General features: G+C 62.9%; 13 protein-coding genes. All 13 read left to right on the forward strand.

All coding sequences use genetic code 11. The annotated features are described in order from the left end of the window. The first annotated feature begins 132 nt into the window (after positions 1-132). Positions 133-678 carry a hypothetical protein gene (locus V7M64_RS00460; protein WP_333676248.1) on the forward strand — a complete coding sequence of 182 codons (546 nt, stop codon included), beginning with the start codon at positions 133-135 and terminating at the stop codon, positions 676-678. Positions 679-692: 14 nt separating this feature from the next. Beyond that, complete coding sequence (gene tagH / locus V7M64_RS00465) at positions 693-2,027, forward strand: type VI secretion system-associated FHA domain protein TagH (RefSeq protein ID WP_333676249.1); 1,335 nt, start codon at positions 693-695, stop codon at positions 2,025-2,027. 193 nt (positions 2,028-2,220) lie between these two features. After that, positions 2,221-3,564 (forward strand): type VI secretion system baseplate subunit TssK, encoded by a 1,344-nt coding sequence (tssK, locus tag V7M64_RS00470; protein ID WP_333676250.1) that lies wholly within the window; start codon positions 2,221-2,223, stop codon positions 3,562-3,564. Positions 3,565-3,783: 219 nt separating this feature from the next. Continuing rightward, entirely contained in the window at positions 3,784-5,070 is a 1,287-nt protein-coding gene (gene icmH, locus V7M64_RS00475) for a type IVB secretion system protein IcmH/DotU (RefSeq protein WP_333676424.1), read from the forward strand. A gap of 5 nt (positions 5,071-5,075) precedes the next feature. Further along, complete coding sequence (gene tssM, locus V7M64_RS00480) at positions 5,076-8,618, forward strand: type VI secretion system membrane subunit TssM (protein ID WP_333676251.1); 3,543 nt, start codon at positions 5,076-5,078, stop codon at positions 8,616-8,618. A 244-nt stretch (positions 8,619-8,862) separates the two neighbouring features. Continuing rightward, positions 8,863-10,434, forward strand: coding sequence for a type VI secretion system-associated protein TagF (tagF, locus tag V7M64_RS00485; protein ID WP_333676252.1), 1,572 nt, complete (start codon positions 8,863-8,865; stop codon positions 10,432-10,434). Then, positions 10,431-11,141 carry a PP2C family serine/threonine-protein phosphatase gene (locus V7M64_RS00490; protein ID WP_333676253.1) on the forward strand — a complete coding sequence of 237 codons (711 nt, stop codon included), beginning with the start codon at positions 10,431-10,433 and terminating at the stop codon, positions 11,139-11,141. Before tagF ends, V7M64_RS00490 begins: the two co-directional genes overlap by 4 nt. 132 nt (positions 11,142-11,273) lie before the next feature. Continuing rightward, positions 11,274-14,909 carry a protein kinase gene (locus V7M64_RS00495; protein WP_333676254.1) on the forward strand — a complete coding sequence of 1,212 codons (3,636 nt, stop codon included), beginning with the start codon at positions 11,274-11,276 and terminating at the stop codon, positions 14,907-14,909. Then, on the forward strand, positions 14,906-15,241 hold the full coding sequence (locus V7M64_RS00500) for a hypothetical protein (protein WP_333676255.1): 336 nt from the start codon (positions 14,906-14,908) through the stop codon (positions 15,239-15,241). The genes V7M64_RS00495 and V7M64_RS00500 overlap by 4 nt, the downstream gene beginning before the upstream one ends. A gap of 40 nt (positions 15,242-15,281) precedes the next feature. Next, positions 15,282-15,488: a hypothetical protein gene (locus V7M64_RS00505; protein ID WP_333676256.1), complete on the forward strand. Its 207-nt coding sequence runs from the start codon at positions 15,282-15,284 to the stop codon at positions 15,486-15,488. 125 nt (positions 15,489-15,613) lie between these two features. After that, a complete protein-coding gene (locus tag V7M64_RS00510) occupies positions 15,614-16,009 on the forward strand; it encodes a BPSL0067 family protein (protein ID WP_333676257.1) in 396 nt (131 codons plus the stop codon). Beyond that, on the forward strand, positions 15,996-16,361 hold the full coding sequence (locus V7M64_RS00515; RefSeq protein ID WP_333676258.1) for an STY0301 family protein: 366 nt from the start codon (positions 15,996-15,998) through the stop codon (positions 16,359-16,361). The genes V7M64_RS00510 and V7M64_RS00515 overlap by 14 nt, the downstream gene beginning before the upstream one ends. Positions 16,362-16,960: 599 nt before the next feature. Further along, positions 16,961-18,952 carry a ShlB/FhaC/HecB family hemolysin secretion/activation protein gene (locus tag V7M64_RS00520; RefSeq protein ID WP_333676259.1) on the forward strand — a complete coding sequence of 664 codons (1,992 nt, stop codon included), beginning with the start codon at positions 16,961-16,963 and terminating at the stop codon, positions 18,950-18,952. Positions 18,953-18,956 lie beyond the last annotated feature (4 nt).

Below are 18,956 nucleotides of genomic sequence, written 5' to 3' on the forward strand. Positions count from 1 at the left end.
GTAAATAAGTTTCCCGCAAGCCCAGTCCCTCACCCCAACCCTCTCCCCTGCGGGGAGAGGGAGCTGGTTTTACGGCAATCGAGATTGGGCAAGTAACAGACGCAGTAACACGGATCAGCAAGGGGGAACTGGATGTCGGTCGTTACACAGGCTTCGATGCAAATGGGCTTGTCGGCCCTGGCGAGCGCCAGGCTGCGCCCGGAGATGACGCCGCAGTTGGCGGTGCAGACGCTGCTCGATGCCGGCGACACCCAGGATGCGCTCAAGCTGCTCGCCCGCTTGCTGCCCAAGCGCTATGCCGTGGCCTGGTTGTTGCAATGCGCCCGCGAACAGCCGCTCGGCCTGGAAGACAAGGCCGGCGCATCGCTCGCCGAAAAATGGGTGCGCGAGCCGAACGAAGACAATCGCCGTGCCGCCTATGAATTCGCCAACGCCGGCGGCTATCGCTCGCTGGGCGCGTGGCTGGCCGCGGCGGCAGGCTGGTCCAGCGGCAGCCTTGCCCCGGCCTCGCAGGAGCAAACCGTACCGCCACCGGAACATCTCACCGCGCGCGCCACCGTGGCCGCCATCAACCTGATGGCCGCGCTGGTGAGCGAGCAATTCGAAGTACGCCGCACCGCTTTCATCGAGCGCGCCATGAGCCTGCTCAATGCCAGCGCCAACGGCGGCAATCGCTAAGGCAGGGGATTTACGTGTCGACGCCACAGACATTGACGCTCGTCGTGCAAGGCCCGCAGGCAGCGCAATTCGGCAGTCGCAGCCAGAAGAGTTTTCATGCGAAGGACGGCAGCATCGGGCGTTCGGAGGATTGCGACTGGGTGTTGAGCGCGTCCGGCGTATCGCGCGTGCACGCCATGGTGCGCTATCTCAACGGCATCTATTTCATCGAGGATCGCAGCACCAACGGCATGCTGCTCAATGGTTCGCCGCTGATCAAAGGCGATCCGGCGGCGTTGAAGAACGGCGACCGCCTGCAGATCGACACGTTCGAAGTTGCGGTGCGCATGGAGGCCGATAGCGAAACCATCGTGCAGATCGGGCCGCCGGTGGCGCATCCGATGCCTGCGCCCGCACCACCGCCGGTATCGGCGGCTTTCAACAACGACCCACTGGATTTCGATTTCCTCAATCCCTTGCCGGCCGCACCATCGCCGTCGCGCGCTTCCTCGATCGACAGCCTGATTCCAGGCGTACAGCAGGCCCCGGGCAGTTCCGATCTTGATCCGCTCAGTTTCCTGGACGAACCGTTCGGCGCGTCCGCACCGGAACCGGCGCCCGCGCCGAGCTGGAATCATGCGCCCAGCGTCAATGATCACTTCCGCCCGCCGACCACGGACGTGCGCAAGCAGGCGAACACCCTGCCGGAAAACTGGGACCTGACCACCGGCGATTTCGCCCCCGCACCCGCCGCTCCTGCGCCGCCTCCCGCACCGGAACCGGTCGTGGCATCACCGCCGCCACCACCGCCGCAGGCCGCCGTGCCGATACCATCGCCGGCACCGGTCGGCGCGTTGCCGCAAGACGTGGACCAGATCTTCCGCATCGTGGTCGATGGCGTGATGGACGTGCTGCGCGCGCGCGCCGAGATCAAGAACACCTTCCGCTTGCCGGTCACGATCATCCAGCGCTCGGAAAACAACCCGCTGAAATTTGCGCTGGGTACCGATGAGGCCATGCAGAAAATCCTCGGGCCCGCCAATCCCGGTTTTCTTTCCGGCACGGCGGCGTTCCAGGATGCGTTCGAAGATATCCGCCTGCACCAGATGGCCATGCTGGCTGGCGTGCGCGCCGGTTTCGAAGCCTTGCTGATGCATTTCAATCCGGATCGCTTCGAGCATGACGTGGATGGCGGCAAGCGCGGCGGCGTGGCGTTTGGTGTCAAAGGGAAGTACTGGGACAAATACCGCGACAACTTCGAAGGCCTGGTGAAGAACCCGGACGATACGTTCCGGCGCTTGTTTGGGGATGAATTTGCGCGGGCGTATGAGGAGCAGTTGGCGCGGCTCAAGGGGAGTCGTCGTAAATGAACACCCATGGTTCCACCTTCTCGTCATTCCGGCGAAGGCCGGAATCCAGTGCAAACATGCTGTGCGCAGCACACAACATTTTTTTGTTGAGCGCTTCGCGCAACGTATTTGCACTGGATTCCGGCCTTCGCCGGAATGACGGCGGAGCCAGGCACTTGGCCAGCTTGAAAAGATTGCAAGACGGACCCGATACATGACGCAAAACAACAAAGTGGTTTGGAGCGAAGGCCTGTTCCTGCGGCCCCAGCATCTGCAGCAGCAAGAGCGTTACCTGGAGCGCTTCGTCGAAGTGCGCGCCGGTGCGCTGCGGCCTTATGCCTGGGGCTTCCACGAACTCGAACTGGAAGCGGACCTGCTGGCGATCGGCAAGATCGGCATTAAGCGCGCACGCGGCGTATTCCCCGATGGCACGCCGTTCTCCATGCCCGGCGACGATCCACTGCCGCCCGCGCTGGACGTGGATCCGAACTGGCGCGACCAAACGGTATATCTCACCTTGCCGCTGCGTTCGCCCACGCAACCCGACAGTGGACGCCCGGAAGCCGCGCCGGAAAAACTGTTCCGTTACCGCGTGCGCGAAGCCGAAGTGCGCGATGCCTCCGGCAGCATGGACGGGCTTACCGTATTGGAAGTCGGCGGCATGAGCAGCCGCCTGCTGCCGCAATCGCAACCGATGGAAGGCTTGTCGCAAATTCCGTTGGCGCGCATCGTCGAGTGCCGCGCCGACCGCCGCGTGGTGTTGGACGACACCTTCATGCCGACCGGGCAAACTTGCCAGGCGGTGCCGCGGCTGGTGACCTTCCTTACCGAATTGCTTGGCCTGCTGCATCAACGCGGCGAAGCATTGGCCAGTCGCGTGGCGGTGACCGATCGCGGCGGCGCGGCGGAAATCGCTGACTTTCTGCTGCTGCAAGTGGTCAATCGTTATCAGCCGTTGATCGCGCACCTGGCTTCCGCCCCGATTGCGCATCCGGAAGACCTCTATCGCATTGCCGTTGCCATGGCCGGCGAACTGGCTACCTTTACCGCGCCGAGCAAACGCGCACAGGCGTTCCCGCTGTATCGCCATGAATTGCTACGCGAAAGTTTCGATCCGGTGATCATGGCATTGCGCAACAGCCTGAGCGCGGTGATGGAACAGACCGCCACGCCGATTCCGTTGCAGCAGCGCAAGTTCGGCGTGTGGGTGGCGGTGGTGCCGGACCTCACCTTGCTCGATACCGCCGCGTTCGTGCTCGCCGCCAAGGCAGACATGAAATCGGAAGACTTGCGTCGCCAGTTGCCGGCACAGTCGAAGATCGGTCCGGTGGAAAAAATCCGCGACCTGGTGAACCTGCAGTTGCCGGGCATCGTGGTGGCGCCGATGCCGGTGGCGCCGCGGCAGATCCCATACAACTCCGGCTTTCTGTATTTCGAATTCGACAAGAACTCGCAGATGTGGCGGATGCTGAAGACGTCCGGTGGGATCGCGTTCCACTTCGGCGAGGAATTTGCTGGGCTTGATTTGCAGTTGTGGGCGATTCGAGGCGGGACATGACGTACGTCATTGCCAGTTCAGAGCGAGTCGTCATTCCGGCGAACGCCGGAATCCAGTCAAGTACGACGTGCGTAGCACACGATAATAAAAAATTTCGTGTGCTTCGCACGCCATATTTAAACTGGATTCCCGCTTTCGCGGGAATGACGGCCATGAAGGTGCACGGCACACGCTTGGAGCATTAAGAACATGAGCCAGAACAACGGCCCCAACGACGACATGCGCGACGCCACCATCGTGCGTCCGCACGGCTCCGCGCCGGCACCTGCGCCGGCAGCGCCGCCACCTTCCGCGGCACGCACACCCGCGCCGTATGCGCCATCGGCGGAAATCAACCAGTTCCTGGAAGGCGGCCCCAATCCGCTGGTGCAAGCAGCCAGCCCCTTGCTGCTGCTCGCGGTGCAATTGCGCCACAGCGTGGCCCCGCCGGATGCCATGCACCTGCGCGAACAGGCCATCGCGCAAATACGCCGTTTCGAAACCCTCGCGCAGGCGGCGAACATTCCGCAGCAAACCATCCTCGCGGCGCGCTACGTGCTGTGCACCATGCTCGATGAAGCCGTGCTCAACTCGCCCTGGGGCGAACACAGCGGCTGGGCGCAGAAAACGCTGCTGGTCACCTTCCACAGCGAATCCTACGGTGGCGCCAAGTTTTTCCAGATTCTCGAGCGCCTGTGTTCGGATTTCGCCAAGCACATCGACCTGATCGAACTGATGTACATCTGCCTGGCGCTGGGTTTTGCCGGCCGCTACCAGATCGAATCGGGTGGACGCGCCAAGCTCGCCGATATCCAGGAAGATCTGTACCGGCGCATCCAGGCGCAACGCGCCAAACCGGCGGACGAACTGGCGCCGCACTGGCGCGGCATCGAAGACCGCCGCAATCCGCTGATCCGCTACGTGCCGCTGTGGGTGGTGGCTGCGTTTGCGGCGGTGATCCTGCTCGGTGCGTTCCTGTTCTTCTACACGCGGCTCAATGCATTGTCCTCGCCGATCAGCGCGCAACTGGCGCAAATCGGCCTGGAAAACGGCACGCCGCCGGATACTTCGCGCCAGCTGCATCCGGCGCGCAAGAGCCTCAAGCAACTGCTGTCACCGGAAGAGCAGGCCGGCCAGCTCACCGTGGATGAAAAGCCCGATGGCGAGGCGATGGTGCGGCTTGCCGCCACCGGCATGTTCCCGTCCGGCGGCGTCGACGTGAGCGCGGATGAAATCCCGCTGCTGCACAAGATCACGGCTGCGCTCAATCAGGTGCAGGGCAGGGTGATCGTGGTGGGGCATACCGATGACCAGCCGATCCGCTCGCTGAAATACAAGGACAACTTCGAGCTGTCCAGCGCGCGTGCGCACAGCGTGGCGCAGATCCTCGGCGACGGCCTGGACAATGCCGCGCGGATCGAATCCAGCGGCGCAGGGTCCTCGCAACCGATCGCGCTGCCGCCGGATACGCCCGACAACCGCACGCGTAACCGGCGCGTGGAAATCAAGTTCATTCCGGAGGATTGAACCCTGTGAAGATTTTTGCGCTGTTCAAATCCGGTTGGTTCATTGCGCTGATCGGCATCATCCTGCTGTCGATCCTGATCTGGCTCGGCGGCCCTTATCTGGGCATTGGCGATTCGCAGCCGCTGGCCGGCGCCGTGGCGCGCCTGGTCACCATCATCGTGATCATCGCCATATGGGCGATCTGGTTGCAGGTGCAGCAGCTGCGTGCACGCAAGAAGGCGCAGCAGATGTCCGGCGACATGGTGTCGCAAGACGCCAAGCCCGTGGGCAACGATAGCGACCAACGTAGCACCGCCGAACGTACGCAGCTGCAGGGTCGCTTCCAGGAGGCGGTCGACACGCTGCGCAAGACCAAGCGTGGCGGCAACCTCTATACGTTGCCGTGGTACGTGGTGATCGGTCCGCCGGGTTCCGGCAAAACTACCTTATTGCAGAATTCGGGCCTCAATTTCCCGCTCTCCGATCGCTTCGGCAAGCAAGCGCTGCGCGGTGTCGGCGGTACGCGTAATTGCGATTGGTGGTTTACCGATGAAGCGGTGTTCCTCGACACCGCCGGCCGCTACACCATGCAGCAATCCGACCAGGCGGCGGATTCCTCGGCATGGGGCGAGTTCCTGAAATTGCTGCGCAAATACCGCAAGCGCCGCCCGATCAACGGGGTGCTGATCGCGATGAGCATGTCCGACTTGCTCACGCTGGACCAGAACGGCATGCAGGAACACGTGCAGGCGATCCGCCGCCGTCTGGACGAGCTGTCCACGCAGTTGCGCATCGGCGTGCCGGTGTACCTGGTGCTGACCAAGTGCGACCTGATCGCCGGCTTTACCGAATTCTTCGACGATCTCAGCCCGGAACTGCGCAGCCAGGTGTGGGGCGCGTCGTTCCCGGTCGATCAGACCATGAATGGCAGCGCGGCCAAGCAATTCAGCAGCGAATTCGAATTGCTGTTGAACCGCTTGCACACGCGCATCCTGAGCCGCCTGCACGCGGAACGCGATCCGAATCGGCGCGGCGCCATCCTGTCGTTCCCGCAGCAATTGGGTGCATTGCGCGAAACCCTGCGCCAGTTCGTCGAAGGCGTGTTTACCGGTTATGCCTATGGAACGCCGCCGCTGTTGCGTGGCGTGTACCTCACCTCCGGCACGCAGGAAGGCACGCCGATCGATCGCATGATGGCGGCGGTGGCGCGTACCTTCGGCCTGGATGCCGCGCAAGTGCATACACCCGGCGCGCAGCAGCGCACGTTCTTCGTCGAGCGCCTGCTGAAGGATGTGCTGTTTCGCGAATCCGGTTTTGCCGGCACCAATCCGAAACTGGAGCGGCAGAAGATCCTGCTGCAGGCTGCGTCGTATCTGGGCGTACTGGTCGTGACGGTGCTGTTGCTGGCCGGTTTCCTTGAAAGCTATGGGCGCAACAGTGCGTACCTTACGCAGGTCGAAGATGCGCTGAAGAACTATCCGGCCACCAGCGACGTCTCCGGTGCCACCACGCAGAAGGATTATTTCGCGCGCGTGCTGGAACGGCTGGAAGGTTTGTCCGGCGTGCAGGACATTGCGCAGCAGTACAAAGACAACGTGCCGCTGTCGATGCGTTTCGGCCTGTTCCAGGGCCACGCGGTAGGTAGCGAAGTGCACGACGCCTACGTGCGCGAACTCAACGGCCTGCTGCTGCCTGGCGTGGCATCGCAGTTCCGCACCGGGCTGACCACCAGCGCGAGCGATCCGCAGGCGTTGTACTACTACCTCAAAGGCTATCTGATGCTGGGCGAGCCCAAGCACCAGAACGCCGATGAGCTAGTGGCGCTCACCGATATCGAATGGCGCAAGATCTTCCCCAACGATGCCGTGCTGCAAAAGGCGCTGGGCAAGCACTTCCATGCACTGGTCGGGCAGCCGGGACAGCTGCGTCCGCTGCACCTGGATGATCAACTGGTGGAGCAGGCGCGCAGCACGCTGCGCACGGCCGATCTTTCCACGCTGATCTATGGCAGCTTGAAACTCAGCATGGACAGCTCGGACCACGCGCCGCTGCAGCTGGACAAGGAGCTGGGCCTGCTCGGCAACGTATTCCGCCGCGGCAGCGGTGCGCCGCTGTCCGAGCCGATCCCGGCGCTCTACACGCAGCCGGTGTTCGCGATGGAGGTGAACAAGGGCATCGAAGCAGCGGTGAAGCAATTCACCCAGGACGATTGGGTGTTCGGTACAGGCAAGATCGATGCGATCCAGCAGGCCAGGCTCGCGCAACAGGTGCTGGCGCTGTATCAGCAGGATTACATCAAGGTGTGGGATGCGTTGCTCAACGATCTGCAGTTGCAGCCCATCACCAATATCCAGGATGCCAGCGCCACCGCAGCGAAACTGTCAGGCCCCAGTTCGCCGCTGAAATCGCTGCTGATGGTGGTGCGCGACAACACGCACGACCTGCTGCGTGCGCCGCCGGAAAGCGATGCCGACAAGGCGGAAGGCGCCTTGAAGAAAGCCGCGGAAAAGAAGGCCGAACAGCGTGCGGAGCAAACGGCCGTGATGCGCGCGCTGGCCAGTGCCGGCGTCAAAGCCAATGGCGGCGAAGGGCAGGCCGCGCCCGCCAAACCAGGCGATGAGATCGCCGCGCACTTCGACACGCTCAACAAGCTCACCGAGGGCGGACCCGGCAGCACGCCGATCGACCATACACTGAGCGTGCTCGACCAACTCAGCAAGACCTTGCTGACCATGACCGATTTCAGCAGCGCGGCGGGCCAACCCAATCCGCAATTGCTGATGGCGCAGCAGGAAGCCTCGCAACTGCCGCCGCCGGTTTCCGGTTGGGTGGCTGCGTTGACTGGCAAGAGCCAGGCGCTGGTCGCCACCGGCACCAGCGGTGCGCTCGGCGATGCGTTCCAACAGACGGCCGGCAAGGATTGCGCGGACTTCACGCGTGGCCGTTATCCGTTCTCGCCGAACAGCGCCACGGATATTCCCTTGCAGAACTTCGGCGAATTGTTCGGCTATGGTGGCCGCTTCGACAGCTTCTACAAACAGACGCTGGACAAGCTGGTGGATGCCAGTGGCCCGACCTGGAAGTGGAAAACCGGCCCCGGCGCAGTGAGCGGTTCGCCCGGCATGCTCGCGCAAATGCAACTGGCCGACAGCATCAAGCAGATGTACTTCCGCAACAACGGCGCCACGCCGGAGGTGGATTTCACCTTGGTTGCGCCATCGCTCGATCCTGGCATCGGCAAACTGGCCATCACGATCGACGGGCAGAAGTTCGAATACCAGCCGGGCAGCACCAGCAGCATGGGCATGAAGTGGCCTGGTCCGCAGCCTGGCCACGTGAGCATTTCCGCATGGGATACGAGCGGCAATTTGCTCAGCACGTTCGACTACCAGGGCGATTGGGCGTTCTTCCATGCCATGCAGGCCGCCAACCTGCAAAAGCAGTCCGACCTGCGCTATCTCGCCAGCTTCAACTTTGGCGGCCATGTCGCCAAAGTCACCGTGCAGGCGGACAACCTGAAGAATCCCTTCCTCAATACCACCGTGCAACGTTTCAGGTGTGGAGGTTGAGCTGGACATGAATCAGTGCTGCGAAATTAAGCACGACCAGGCCGCCGGAAACGCCACGTTCGTCATTCCAGCGAACGCTGGAGTCGAGTGCCTTTCGAGCCCAAGGTCGCTGGATTACAGATGGCTCCTGCCATCTGCCCTTCGGGCCGCCTTCGGCGTTCGCTACGGCATCCTGCCTTCGCAGTCCAGCTTTCGCTGGGATGACGGTAAGTGGGGATCGCCACTAAGTTCGGAGCCATAAGCGATGAATCCGACAGGGGCGGGATTCTTCGGCAAACTTCCCAGCGCGGGCGACTTCGTGCAGCGCCGCTTGCCGTCGTCCTTCGTGGATGTGTGGGATCAACACTTCGAGCGCGCGGTGGACGCAAGCCGCCAGGCGCTGGGCACTGCCTGGCAGCATGCCTATCGCAGCAGCCCTGCATGGCGATTCCTGTTGTCGCCTGGTGTATGCGGCGCATCGGCATGGACGGGCGTGATGGGGCCGGCCGGCGATCGCGTGGGCCGCAGTTTCCCGATGGTGATTGCGGTGCCGTTGGATGATGCTGCGATGGCCGCGCAAGCCCTGCGCGATGGCGAACGCTGGTTCGCCGCCATGGAACACGTGCACGTCGCCGCGCAATCCGATGCCACCACCAGTGTCGAAACCTTCGACGCGCAATTGCTTGCCCTCGCCGGCATGCCGCTGGCGGCGCCGGCATCATGGATGGTGGATGGCCTGGAGCACGTCGCGTTCCACAACGCCGGCCAATGGCGCATGCCGCTGCCGCGCGCACGCGCCGATGGCGATTTTCTTGCGCGCTTGTGGACGCGCGTCAGCGAGAGCGGCAGCGGTTGGTGCCTGTGGTGGACGCAAGGCGGCGGCCACGTACCGGCCAGCGTGTTGGTGACGCGCGGTCTGCCGGAACCGTCGAGCTATGCCGGCTTTCTCGATGCGCAGTACGCGGACGAGGGTTGGCAGACGCTCGGTACGTTCGAAGACACGCCGCATCAGCATCACCACGCACCGCATGTTTCCGTGACGGCGCCGGTCGTGGCGCCACCAACACGCACGGTGCTGCCGGACGACTTGAGCGAATTGTTCGCCGATCTGGTGCCGTCGGTATCGATGTCGGTGGCCGCCGGCATGGCAGCCGGCGAGGGCGCGCCGCCTTCGCAAAGCAACGGTGCCACCACCACTTATCGCAGCGATATCGCGCTGGCCCTGGTGGCCGCTGATGAAGGTGTCGCCGATGAGCGCCGGCAGGCTGCCGCGGCCGCCAATCAAGTCGCCAACGAGCTGCGCGCGGACGAGCTGGCCGGCGATCTGAAGGTGTTGAGCCAGCGCTTGCTGGCCTTGCATCCGCGGTTGCGTGAGCGCAGCGAAGACCTGATCAACCCGGTGCCGGAAGATGGCTCGGTGATCGCCGTGCATATCACCCGGCGCTGGGCCAACCTGCTGCGCATCGGCACCGCTGCGGCATGGCACTGGCATAAAGGTTCGCTGCAATCCCTGTTCGCCTCGGCGGCGACGCCCGGCGATGGCAACGCACTGGGCGGCGACTTCGACGATCTGCTGTTCACGCGTGCCGCACCGGTGGCGTCGGGCTTGGGCGGGCCCACCGAACCGCTGTGCGACGAAGTGGTATGTGCGGTGGAAGCGGGTGATCGTTTGCTGTTGGTTGCCACCCAAAACCTGGTGCAACTCGCACCGGACGTGTATGCGCGTGCGCTGGCCATGTCTTCCTGCGAAGAGGCGCGCGCACGCATCGCCGCCGCCGCCGGGCTTGGCAGCGAACCGGCCCGCTGGCCGCTGGCCGTGATCGAGGTGACTGCATGACCTTACGCTACGAATCCGTCGGCCACACCGACACCGGCAAAGTCCGCGCGCACAACGAGGATGCGATCCTGGTGCGCGACGACGTCGGCTTGTGGGTGGTGGCCGATGGTTTGGGCGGCCATACCGCCGGCGACGTCGCCAGCGGCATGATCGTGGACCGCCTGCGCGCGCTGCCGCGGCAAGGCGACGTGTTCGACTTCGTGGAGGCGATCGAAGATACCCTGTCGCAAGTCAATGCGGAACTGCGGCGCGTGGCGCGCGAGCAGAATGTCGACGTGATCGGTTCCACCGTGGTGGTGCTGGTGCACGACAAGGACTTCATGCTGTGCGGCTGGGTCGGCGACAGCCGAGGTTATTGCTTCGAGGATGGACATCTGCGGCAGATCACGCGCGATCACGTGCATGGTGCGAAAAGCGATGTGACGCAACTGGGCCAGGCGCAACCGGCGGGAGCCGGCGTGCTGACGCGTGCGATCGGCGCCGAGGAACAGTTGTTCGTGGATTGGGTGGTGACGGGTAGCCGGCCTGGCATGGCGTTCCTGTTGTGCAGTGACGGTATCAACAAGGAGCTCTCCGATGCCGAACTTGATCAGGAGTACCGCGAGCACAACGACCCGCAGATGGTGCTGGCGAGGTTGTTCGAGTTGTCTTTGAACAGGGCCGGGCGGGACAACATTTCAGCGGTTGTCGTGCGGTTGCGGGATTAGGCCTATGCAATGTATCCCCCATTCTCATAGCTGTCATTCCCGCGAAAGCACGCTGCTGCTCACCGGAATACTTGAAACTTCGCCGGGGCGACGAACCTTCGGCGTTGACATTAAGAAGAACAAGCACACCCCATGATCTCTCTCGCCGAACTCATCGACGACCTCATCGCCCACCGGCGCAAACTGCCGGAGCTGTTCGACGCGCTCGGCGAACGCGGTCCGCAGCCGGACGAGGTTCATCGCGACGACATCGCCCTGCTTGAGCGCATGGGCGAGGAAGGCACGCTGCCGGCAGCCATCGCACGCGCGCTGCTCGCCAAGCTCAAGGCCGTACAGCAATCTGCACCCATCACGGCTGACGATGCGACCGTGGTCAAACCGCCATCGCCCGCAGAAGCCGACGTCACGCAGGTCAAGCCAGCCATGGCGATGGCGACGGGCGATGCCGAGGCCACGGTGGTCAAGCCTGCTTCCGGCCCTTCCACCAACACCCAGAACACCGGCCACAACACCAGCAGCCATTCCGGCAGCTCCAACCGCGACACCTGGGCACGCGTTGCACAGGCCGAAGGCGGCGAATACGCCACGGTCGGCATGCTGCTGAAAGGCCGCTTCCTGCTCGAACGCGAAATCGGCCGCGGCGGCATGGGCGTGGTGTACCTGGCGCGCGACGAACGCAAGGTCGAGGCACGCGATCGCGATCCCTACGTCGCGGTGAAAGTGCTCAATGACGAATTCCGCCGCCATCCCGACTCGCTGATCGCGTTGCAACGCGAAGCGCGTCGCTCGCAATTGCTGGCGCACGATAACATCGTGCGTGTGTTCGATTTCGACAAAGACGGCACCATCGTGTTCATGACGATGGAGTACGTCGACGGCCAGGATTTGAAAGCACTGATCCGCGACCGCTACAACGGCATGCCGTTGGGCGAGGCGCGCCAGTTGATCGAAGGCATGGCGTGGGCATTGAAGCGCGCGCACAGCGCCGGCGTGGTCCACTCGGACTTCAAGCCCGGCAACGTGATGGTGACGCGCGAGGGCATACCGAAAGTGTTCGACTTCGGTATCGCGCGCGCCGGTAAACATGCGGGCGATGCATCCGGCGAGCAGACCTTGTTCGACGCCGGAACACTGGGGGCGCTCACGCCGGCCTACGCCAGCCTGGAAATGATCCAGGGCAAGGAGCCCACGCCCAGCGACGATATCTACGCGCTGGGTTGCGTGGCATTCGAGCTGCTCACCGGCAAGCATCCGTTCGATAAGGTCAGTGCGGAAGTCGCGCAGCGCGAAGGACGTAAACCGCCGCCGGTGCCAGGCCTGACCAAGCGCCAGTACAAGGCGCTGTGCGATGCGGTGGCCTTCCACGGCGAGCAACGCCTGAAAGCAGCCGTCGACCTGGTGGAAGGCCTGCGCGACGTCAGCCTGCGCGAGCGCATCGGGCCGCAGCTTGCCTACGGCAGCGGCGCCCTGGTGTTGCTGGTCGCGGCGGGATGGGGCGCGACGCATTACCTGCATGCTCGAAACGTGCAGCACATCGTGGCGCGTTTCGCCGCCACCGCGCCCGATCGCTACGCCAGCGAAGACCAGGCCGCGCAAGCCCTGGATACGTTGAGCGATAGCGAGCGCAAGGGCATCGTGCTGGACAACGGCGATGCGATCCAGAATTACCTGCTGAGCCGCATCGACGGTTATTGGGATCCGGCACGGAAGCATTACGACTACGCCGCCACGCAGCACGTGTTCCAGTTGCGCGATCAGCTGAAACTGTATTCGCCGACCTTGGACGCCAAGCGCAGCGCGATCGACGAACAGAAGAACGAACTGCTCAATGCGCTGGATACCCAGCTGACCCAGCGCATCGATGCCGGCGCGATTTTCGAGAACCAGCCCGACAACGCGGTGGAAACCCTGGCGCAGATCCGCGCCATCGATCCGCACAGCGACCTGCTCAACAATGCCGAGCTGGAACTGAAATACGACATCGCCATCGGCCAGGCCATCGCCGCCAATCACGCGGAAGACGCCAAGGCGGATCTGGCGACGGCGACGCGGCTGTTCCCCAACTCGGCTCGCTTGAAGCAACGCCAGGCACAATTGACGGCGCTCGGCGGCACGCTGGCAGCAACGCCGACACAGCCTGCTGCGCCAGCGCAAAGCCTGCCGGAAGCGCGCAAGTCGCTGGCCACCTTGATTGCGAAGCCATCGATCAACGCGGAATGGCAGCAACAAGTTGCCAACGTGATGAGCACGCTGCGCAGCGACAACGCGCCGGATACACGCAAGCTGGTGAACGACCTGGCCAGCGCCATCGCCACCCAGGCCGGCCAGCAAAACGACCCACTGCAATGGCAACAGGCCAGCAACCTGGTCAACCTGGGCTTGCAGTACGCGCCGCAATCGAGCGCACTGCGTGCGCAGCGCAGCCGTCTGGATGGTTTGCTGCAACAACAGCAGGCGCAACTCAACCAGGAAAGCATCGCCGCGGAAGTCACCTCGCGCATCGAATCGGTCAAGCGTGCCGCCGCGGCCAACGACATCGGCAAGGCCGAGGAATCGCTGGCGCGCATCCGCACCTTGCAACCGGACAACGCGTTCCTTTCCCAGGAAGGTCCGCAACTGGTCGCGACTGCATATCTCGATCAGGCAAAAACGGCAGTGCAGCGCGGCCGTTACCAAAGTGCCTCCGAGTTGCTGGGCAAGGGCATGAAATCATTGGGCGCGCGTCCGGATCTGCGTAATGCCAAGGGGCGCTACGACTTGCTGGCGGCGGTGATGACCGCGCGTGGCAAGCCGATCAGCGCCGGCGACCTGGATCGCATGCAGAAGCAATTGGCCGATGCGCGCAGGGTCGACGCGGATGGCTTGAAGCAGCTGGAAGCCGACCTGAAACAACGCGGCGCGTTGCAAGGTACGCTCGCCGATTTGCTGGACAGCATGAAGGCGAGCGCCGCTGCCGCGTCCACGCCGCCACCGAGCAATCCCACGCAGCCAGCAGCCACGCCGAATCAGCCCACGCCGACGCCAGGTGCCGCGGCCGGAAAAAGCGCAGCCAACGGCAAGCCTGCAACGGCTACCAATGGCGCCCCCGCGTCGGCCAACCTCGCCACGCCGAACACGGCCGCCACGGCTGGCAGCGATCCTTGCAATCAATCCGATTTGATCGGCAAGGGCAAGGTCTGCTTCGACGCCCTGGGCCAGCGTCGCGGCCCGTCGCTGGTGGTGATTCCGGGTGTGTCCGGGGGCAAGCCGTATGCCTTGTCGCGCGCTGAAATCACCGTTGCCGAATTCAACCGCTTCTGCAGCGCCACCGGACAGTGCTCGGCCAAGACGTCCGACGATCCGGAAGGCGGCAGCTTGCCTATCAGCAACATCACGCTGGCACAAGCCAAGGCTTATGCCGCATGGCTAAGTTCTGCCAGCGGCGGCTACGTGTACCGCTTGCCCACCGATGCGGAATGGACGCATGCCGCCAAAGGCGGCGGCAACTGGTCGCAAGCCTCCGACAGCAACTGCATTCCGCCCACGGCTGGCAGCGGTGACGACAACACCGGCGCCCCCATTTCCGCGCGTGGACGCGAAGCCAATCCATGGGGCCTGGTGAACATGACCGGCAACGTGTGGGAATGGGTGACCAGCGGCGGCGGCGCCAGCGTACGTGGCGGCAGCTTCACCAGCTATTGGTCCGATTGCACCGTCAACGCGCGCCGCGACGACAGCGGCGCCGCACAAAAAGATGTGGGGTTCCGAGTGTTGAGGGAACTGAAATGAGCGACCGCGAACACCACGTCAACCAGAGCCTGCGCGCCCTCGATGAAGCGCATCGGCTTGGCCGTCTGACGCGCGAGGAATACCGCTCGCGCCGCCGCCATTTGTTGGGCGCATTGCGCGATAGCCATGTGGTGACGGCGCGCAATGCGATCGTGCGCGCGGCGACGACGGAGCGTCGGCAAGCGGCACCTGGTGCGGGCAACGACGTGCTGGTTGACATGCTGGCACCACGGCGCGCGATGTGGAAATGGGTGATCGTCGCGCTGGCGTTGCTCGCCATCGTGTGCGCAGGCTTGGCGTATTGGCTATGGGGCCTTCGTAGGCTGGGATGAAATCCCAGCATCAGGACGTTACGGGAAGAAGGTCGCATCAATGGCTCACTTGAGAGAACTTACTATCTCGCTGCTTGATTGGGAGAGTCGCGCTGTGCTCGAAGCGCTGACTAGGGAAATGCAGCGCCTCAAGGTCTTGGCTGAGACTTCCGACGACGAAGATGAGGGTGCCGATGCTGGGAATGATTTTCTTGAAATTGGAGGCTTGTTGGAGCGCTTGCAATCGCAGGCCAAGTCAATCTGGTGATCAAATTACGAACTTCGATAACCAGGTGATGTAAGCGCTTAGCATCCCTAGGCGAAAGCAAGAAGCGGGGACTGCCATCCCAGCCTACTGGGCGGATGTATCATCGGCACATGGAGACAAGGAAGATGTACGTAGCAAGCAATCCGAAGCAGTTTCTTGGACAGTCGGTAGGAAATGGCCAGTGCGTAGCCTTTGCGAAATTGGCAGCCAATATGCCGCAGACCCGCCTCTGGAAACGTGGCGCCCTGGTGAAAGGGAATTTTTCCCTGCAGGCCGGGGCAGCGATTGCCACCTTTGATGCGAATGGTGCCTATGGAAACCATACGGATGGCAGCTCGCATGTGGCTATTTACCTCGGCCAGGACGTGCACGGCATTCGTGTGCTCGACCAGTGGATGAGCACCAAGATGATGGGCGGCAAGGCGGCGAAGGTTCCCACCAATGTCCACGAGCGCGTCATGTATTTCAGGCAAGCGCCCCGAATCGAAAACGACGGAAATAATTATTATGTCGTCGAGTAAATACCTGATGGCATTTGCACTTGCGTCCACGTGCATATCGGCATGTGCTGCGCCATCGATAAGCTGTCCTGCCACGATCAAAGACAACCTGCATGCCTACCCGTTGGCTGACGCGAGCTTGTTTGATGGTCCGCCCGGCAATCTGGCCGATTTGATGCCCGACACCGACAAGGAAATGGCCTGGACGCTGCCGCTTTATCAAAAGGGTGCGCAGGACAGAGGCGAATCCCTGTATTTCGTTTGTCACTATGCCAAAACGCAGAAGACGGTAACGCTTCAGGTGCCCAAGATTGCAAAGAAGTGTTCGGTGTACGGCAACGATAAGGGGCAAACTTTCGCGGTTTGCGAGTAAGTCGAGGCGTCGGTTGGATTGCCGGACGTGATCCTGGAGTGGCCCGACCCATCGCTTTCAAAATGTTGGATCACCCCCGGATCAAGCCCCGGGCAACCCAACCTACGATTACAAAGCAAGAGTAATGCCGTGATCACAATCGTTATATACATTTCGAGACTTGGAACACGGCATCGAACGGAGGCATCATAGGCACTCCCGTCGCGCCCGGTAAGGCGCAGCAGGGGGAATCAGGGTTGGAATTCAGGCTCCGCGACACACCTCATCCCGGTGATGTTCGGGATGCGGTCAAATGCGCGATGCCAGGCATTCCGGATCGATCTTGGATACCTGGCTCGATGTGTTTGACTGAAGCCCCGGTTATCGCCGGAAGCAGGGGAAAGCGGTTGATTTGAAGAACCTGGCCGGCCGCCGCGCCTTGCGGCGGCGCGCGGGTTCAGAGCAACGCATCACACCGAATGCAGGCGCATGAACCTGCGATTCGGCAGCAAGGGTTTCGCAAACATAAGTTGATCGACGGGGAGCGCATGGTGCGCTCCTTTACCCACAAGCACCACCGCGTTTCGATTCAGAGGACAAGTATCGTGCGGATTGCATGCATGGCAGCAGCGTTGGCTTTGGCCGGGGTTTCTTTGGCTTGGGGCGGCGGCTCGGCCTGGGCGCAAGGTGCGCCCGCGCCGGGACAGATCTTGATTAGCGGCGTACCGGCATCGGCGCCGGACATCCAGAAAATCATCGACGGTGAATACCGGAAGGCAGCGGGAGCAGGGGCGCCGGATCATGCGCACCTGCAGGCGCTGGCCGAGCGCATTACCGCGGCTTTGCAGAAGGCGGGCTACCCGCAAGCGCATGCTTACCTGGCCGACCAGTTCGCCACGTACAGCCTGGGGCCGCCGGCGAAGACTGCGCGCCCCGCCAATGCAGAGGCGGCCGCCAGCGCGGTGGCGTCGGCAAGCGAAGAGGGCAATGCCTCGCTGGCATCGGCGCCTAGCGCAGCGGGCGTGGTGCCGCCGGTAAGCCAGCGCGAAAGCAGCGCGCAGAAGATTGCCGTACGCGGCTTCCGTATTGACGGCGTGGGCGATCACCCGGCTGCGGGCATCACCTTCGACAGCATCCAGGCACTGGTCAACGACCAGTACCGCGCGCTGGGCGGCAGCTCCTCGCAACCGGCGATGCTCAGCTTTGCGCAGATGCAAGGCGTGGCCGACAAGATTACCGAGCGCTATCGCAAGGCCGGCTTCATCGTGGCCGACGCCTTCCTGCCGGCGCAGACCATCGGCAGCGACCAGATGGTGCAGATCCAGATCCTGGAAGGGCGCGTCGGGCGCATCATCGTCAAGGGCAACAAGCGTTATTACGCCGACGTGATCGCTGCACCGGCGCAGCAACTGAAAGACAAACCGCTGCAAAAGAGCACGGTGGATTCCGCGCTGCTGTATGTGCGCGATCTGCCGGGCGTGACGGTTGCTTCCACGTTTCAGCCGGGCCGGCAAACGGGCGACACCGACCTGGTCATGGTCGCGCACGAGGCGAAGAATCCGTTCACCTTTACGCTGGGTGCGGACGATTACGGCACCTCGCTCACTGGCCGCTATCGCGCATTGGCCGGCGTGACGTGGAACAGCCCGCTGGGCATTGGCGACAGCTTGTCGGCCAATGTGGACTACGCGCTGGATCCCAACCAGAACGCCTACGGTTCGCTGGCCTATACCGCGCCGCTGGTGGTGGTGCCCGGGTTGAGCATGACCGGTGGCGTGACGCGCAGCGAATTGCAGATCAGTTCCGACGGTTTTGCCGCCTTGAGAGTACGCGGCCCGACCACGACGCAGTTCGCCGGCAGCGACTGGAAGTTCCTCAATACCGACGACATGAAGATGCAGGCGACGCTGCACGTCATGCGCGAAGAATCCAAGCTGAGCACGCAAGGCATGCAGCTGTCGGACGAGCGCTTCAACGTGCTGGAGCTTGGCTATGCCATGAACCACACCGACCGGCGTTTCCACGGCGTGGACCTGTTGCAGGTGGACGTGCGCAAATCGCTCAACGACCAGTCGAAGGAACCGGACCTGGTTGCGCCCAACCACGCGCATGATTTCACCGTGGCGAAGGTGTCGTACACGCGCCTGCAGTTCCTGACGCCATCGCAGCGCTTGTATTTCAAGTTCACCGGCCAGTGGACGCCGGATGCCCTGGTGCCGATGGAGCAGTTCGTGATCGGCGGTCCGGACAGCGTGCGCTCGTATCCGATTGCCGATGGCCTAAGCGATCGCGGTTACTACACTTCGCTCGAATACCACGTGGACGCGCCGTTCATCGGCAACAAGCCGTCGCCGTTCTACGCGCGTCCCTGGCGCGAAGTGCTTGAGCTGGAAACCTTCCTGGATTACGCCCGCGGCTTTACCGCCGGCGCCGATCACAGCAGCACGGTTCCGCCGCTCAATTTCAGCGGTTTCGGTGCCGGTTTCATTTTCCGCATTCCACAGTTCCACCACTTCGAATTCCATCTCGACGGTGCGATACCCCTGGGCAGCCAGGCGGCAACGGATCGTCACGGTTACCACGTATACGGACGTATGGGCTTGACGTTCTAAGGAG

Source organism: Dyella sp. (genome assembly GCF_036746095.1).
Classification (GTDB): domain Bacteria; phylum Pseudomonadota; class Gammaproteobacteria; order Xanthomonadales; family Rhodanobacteraceae; genus Dyella_B.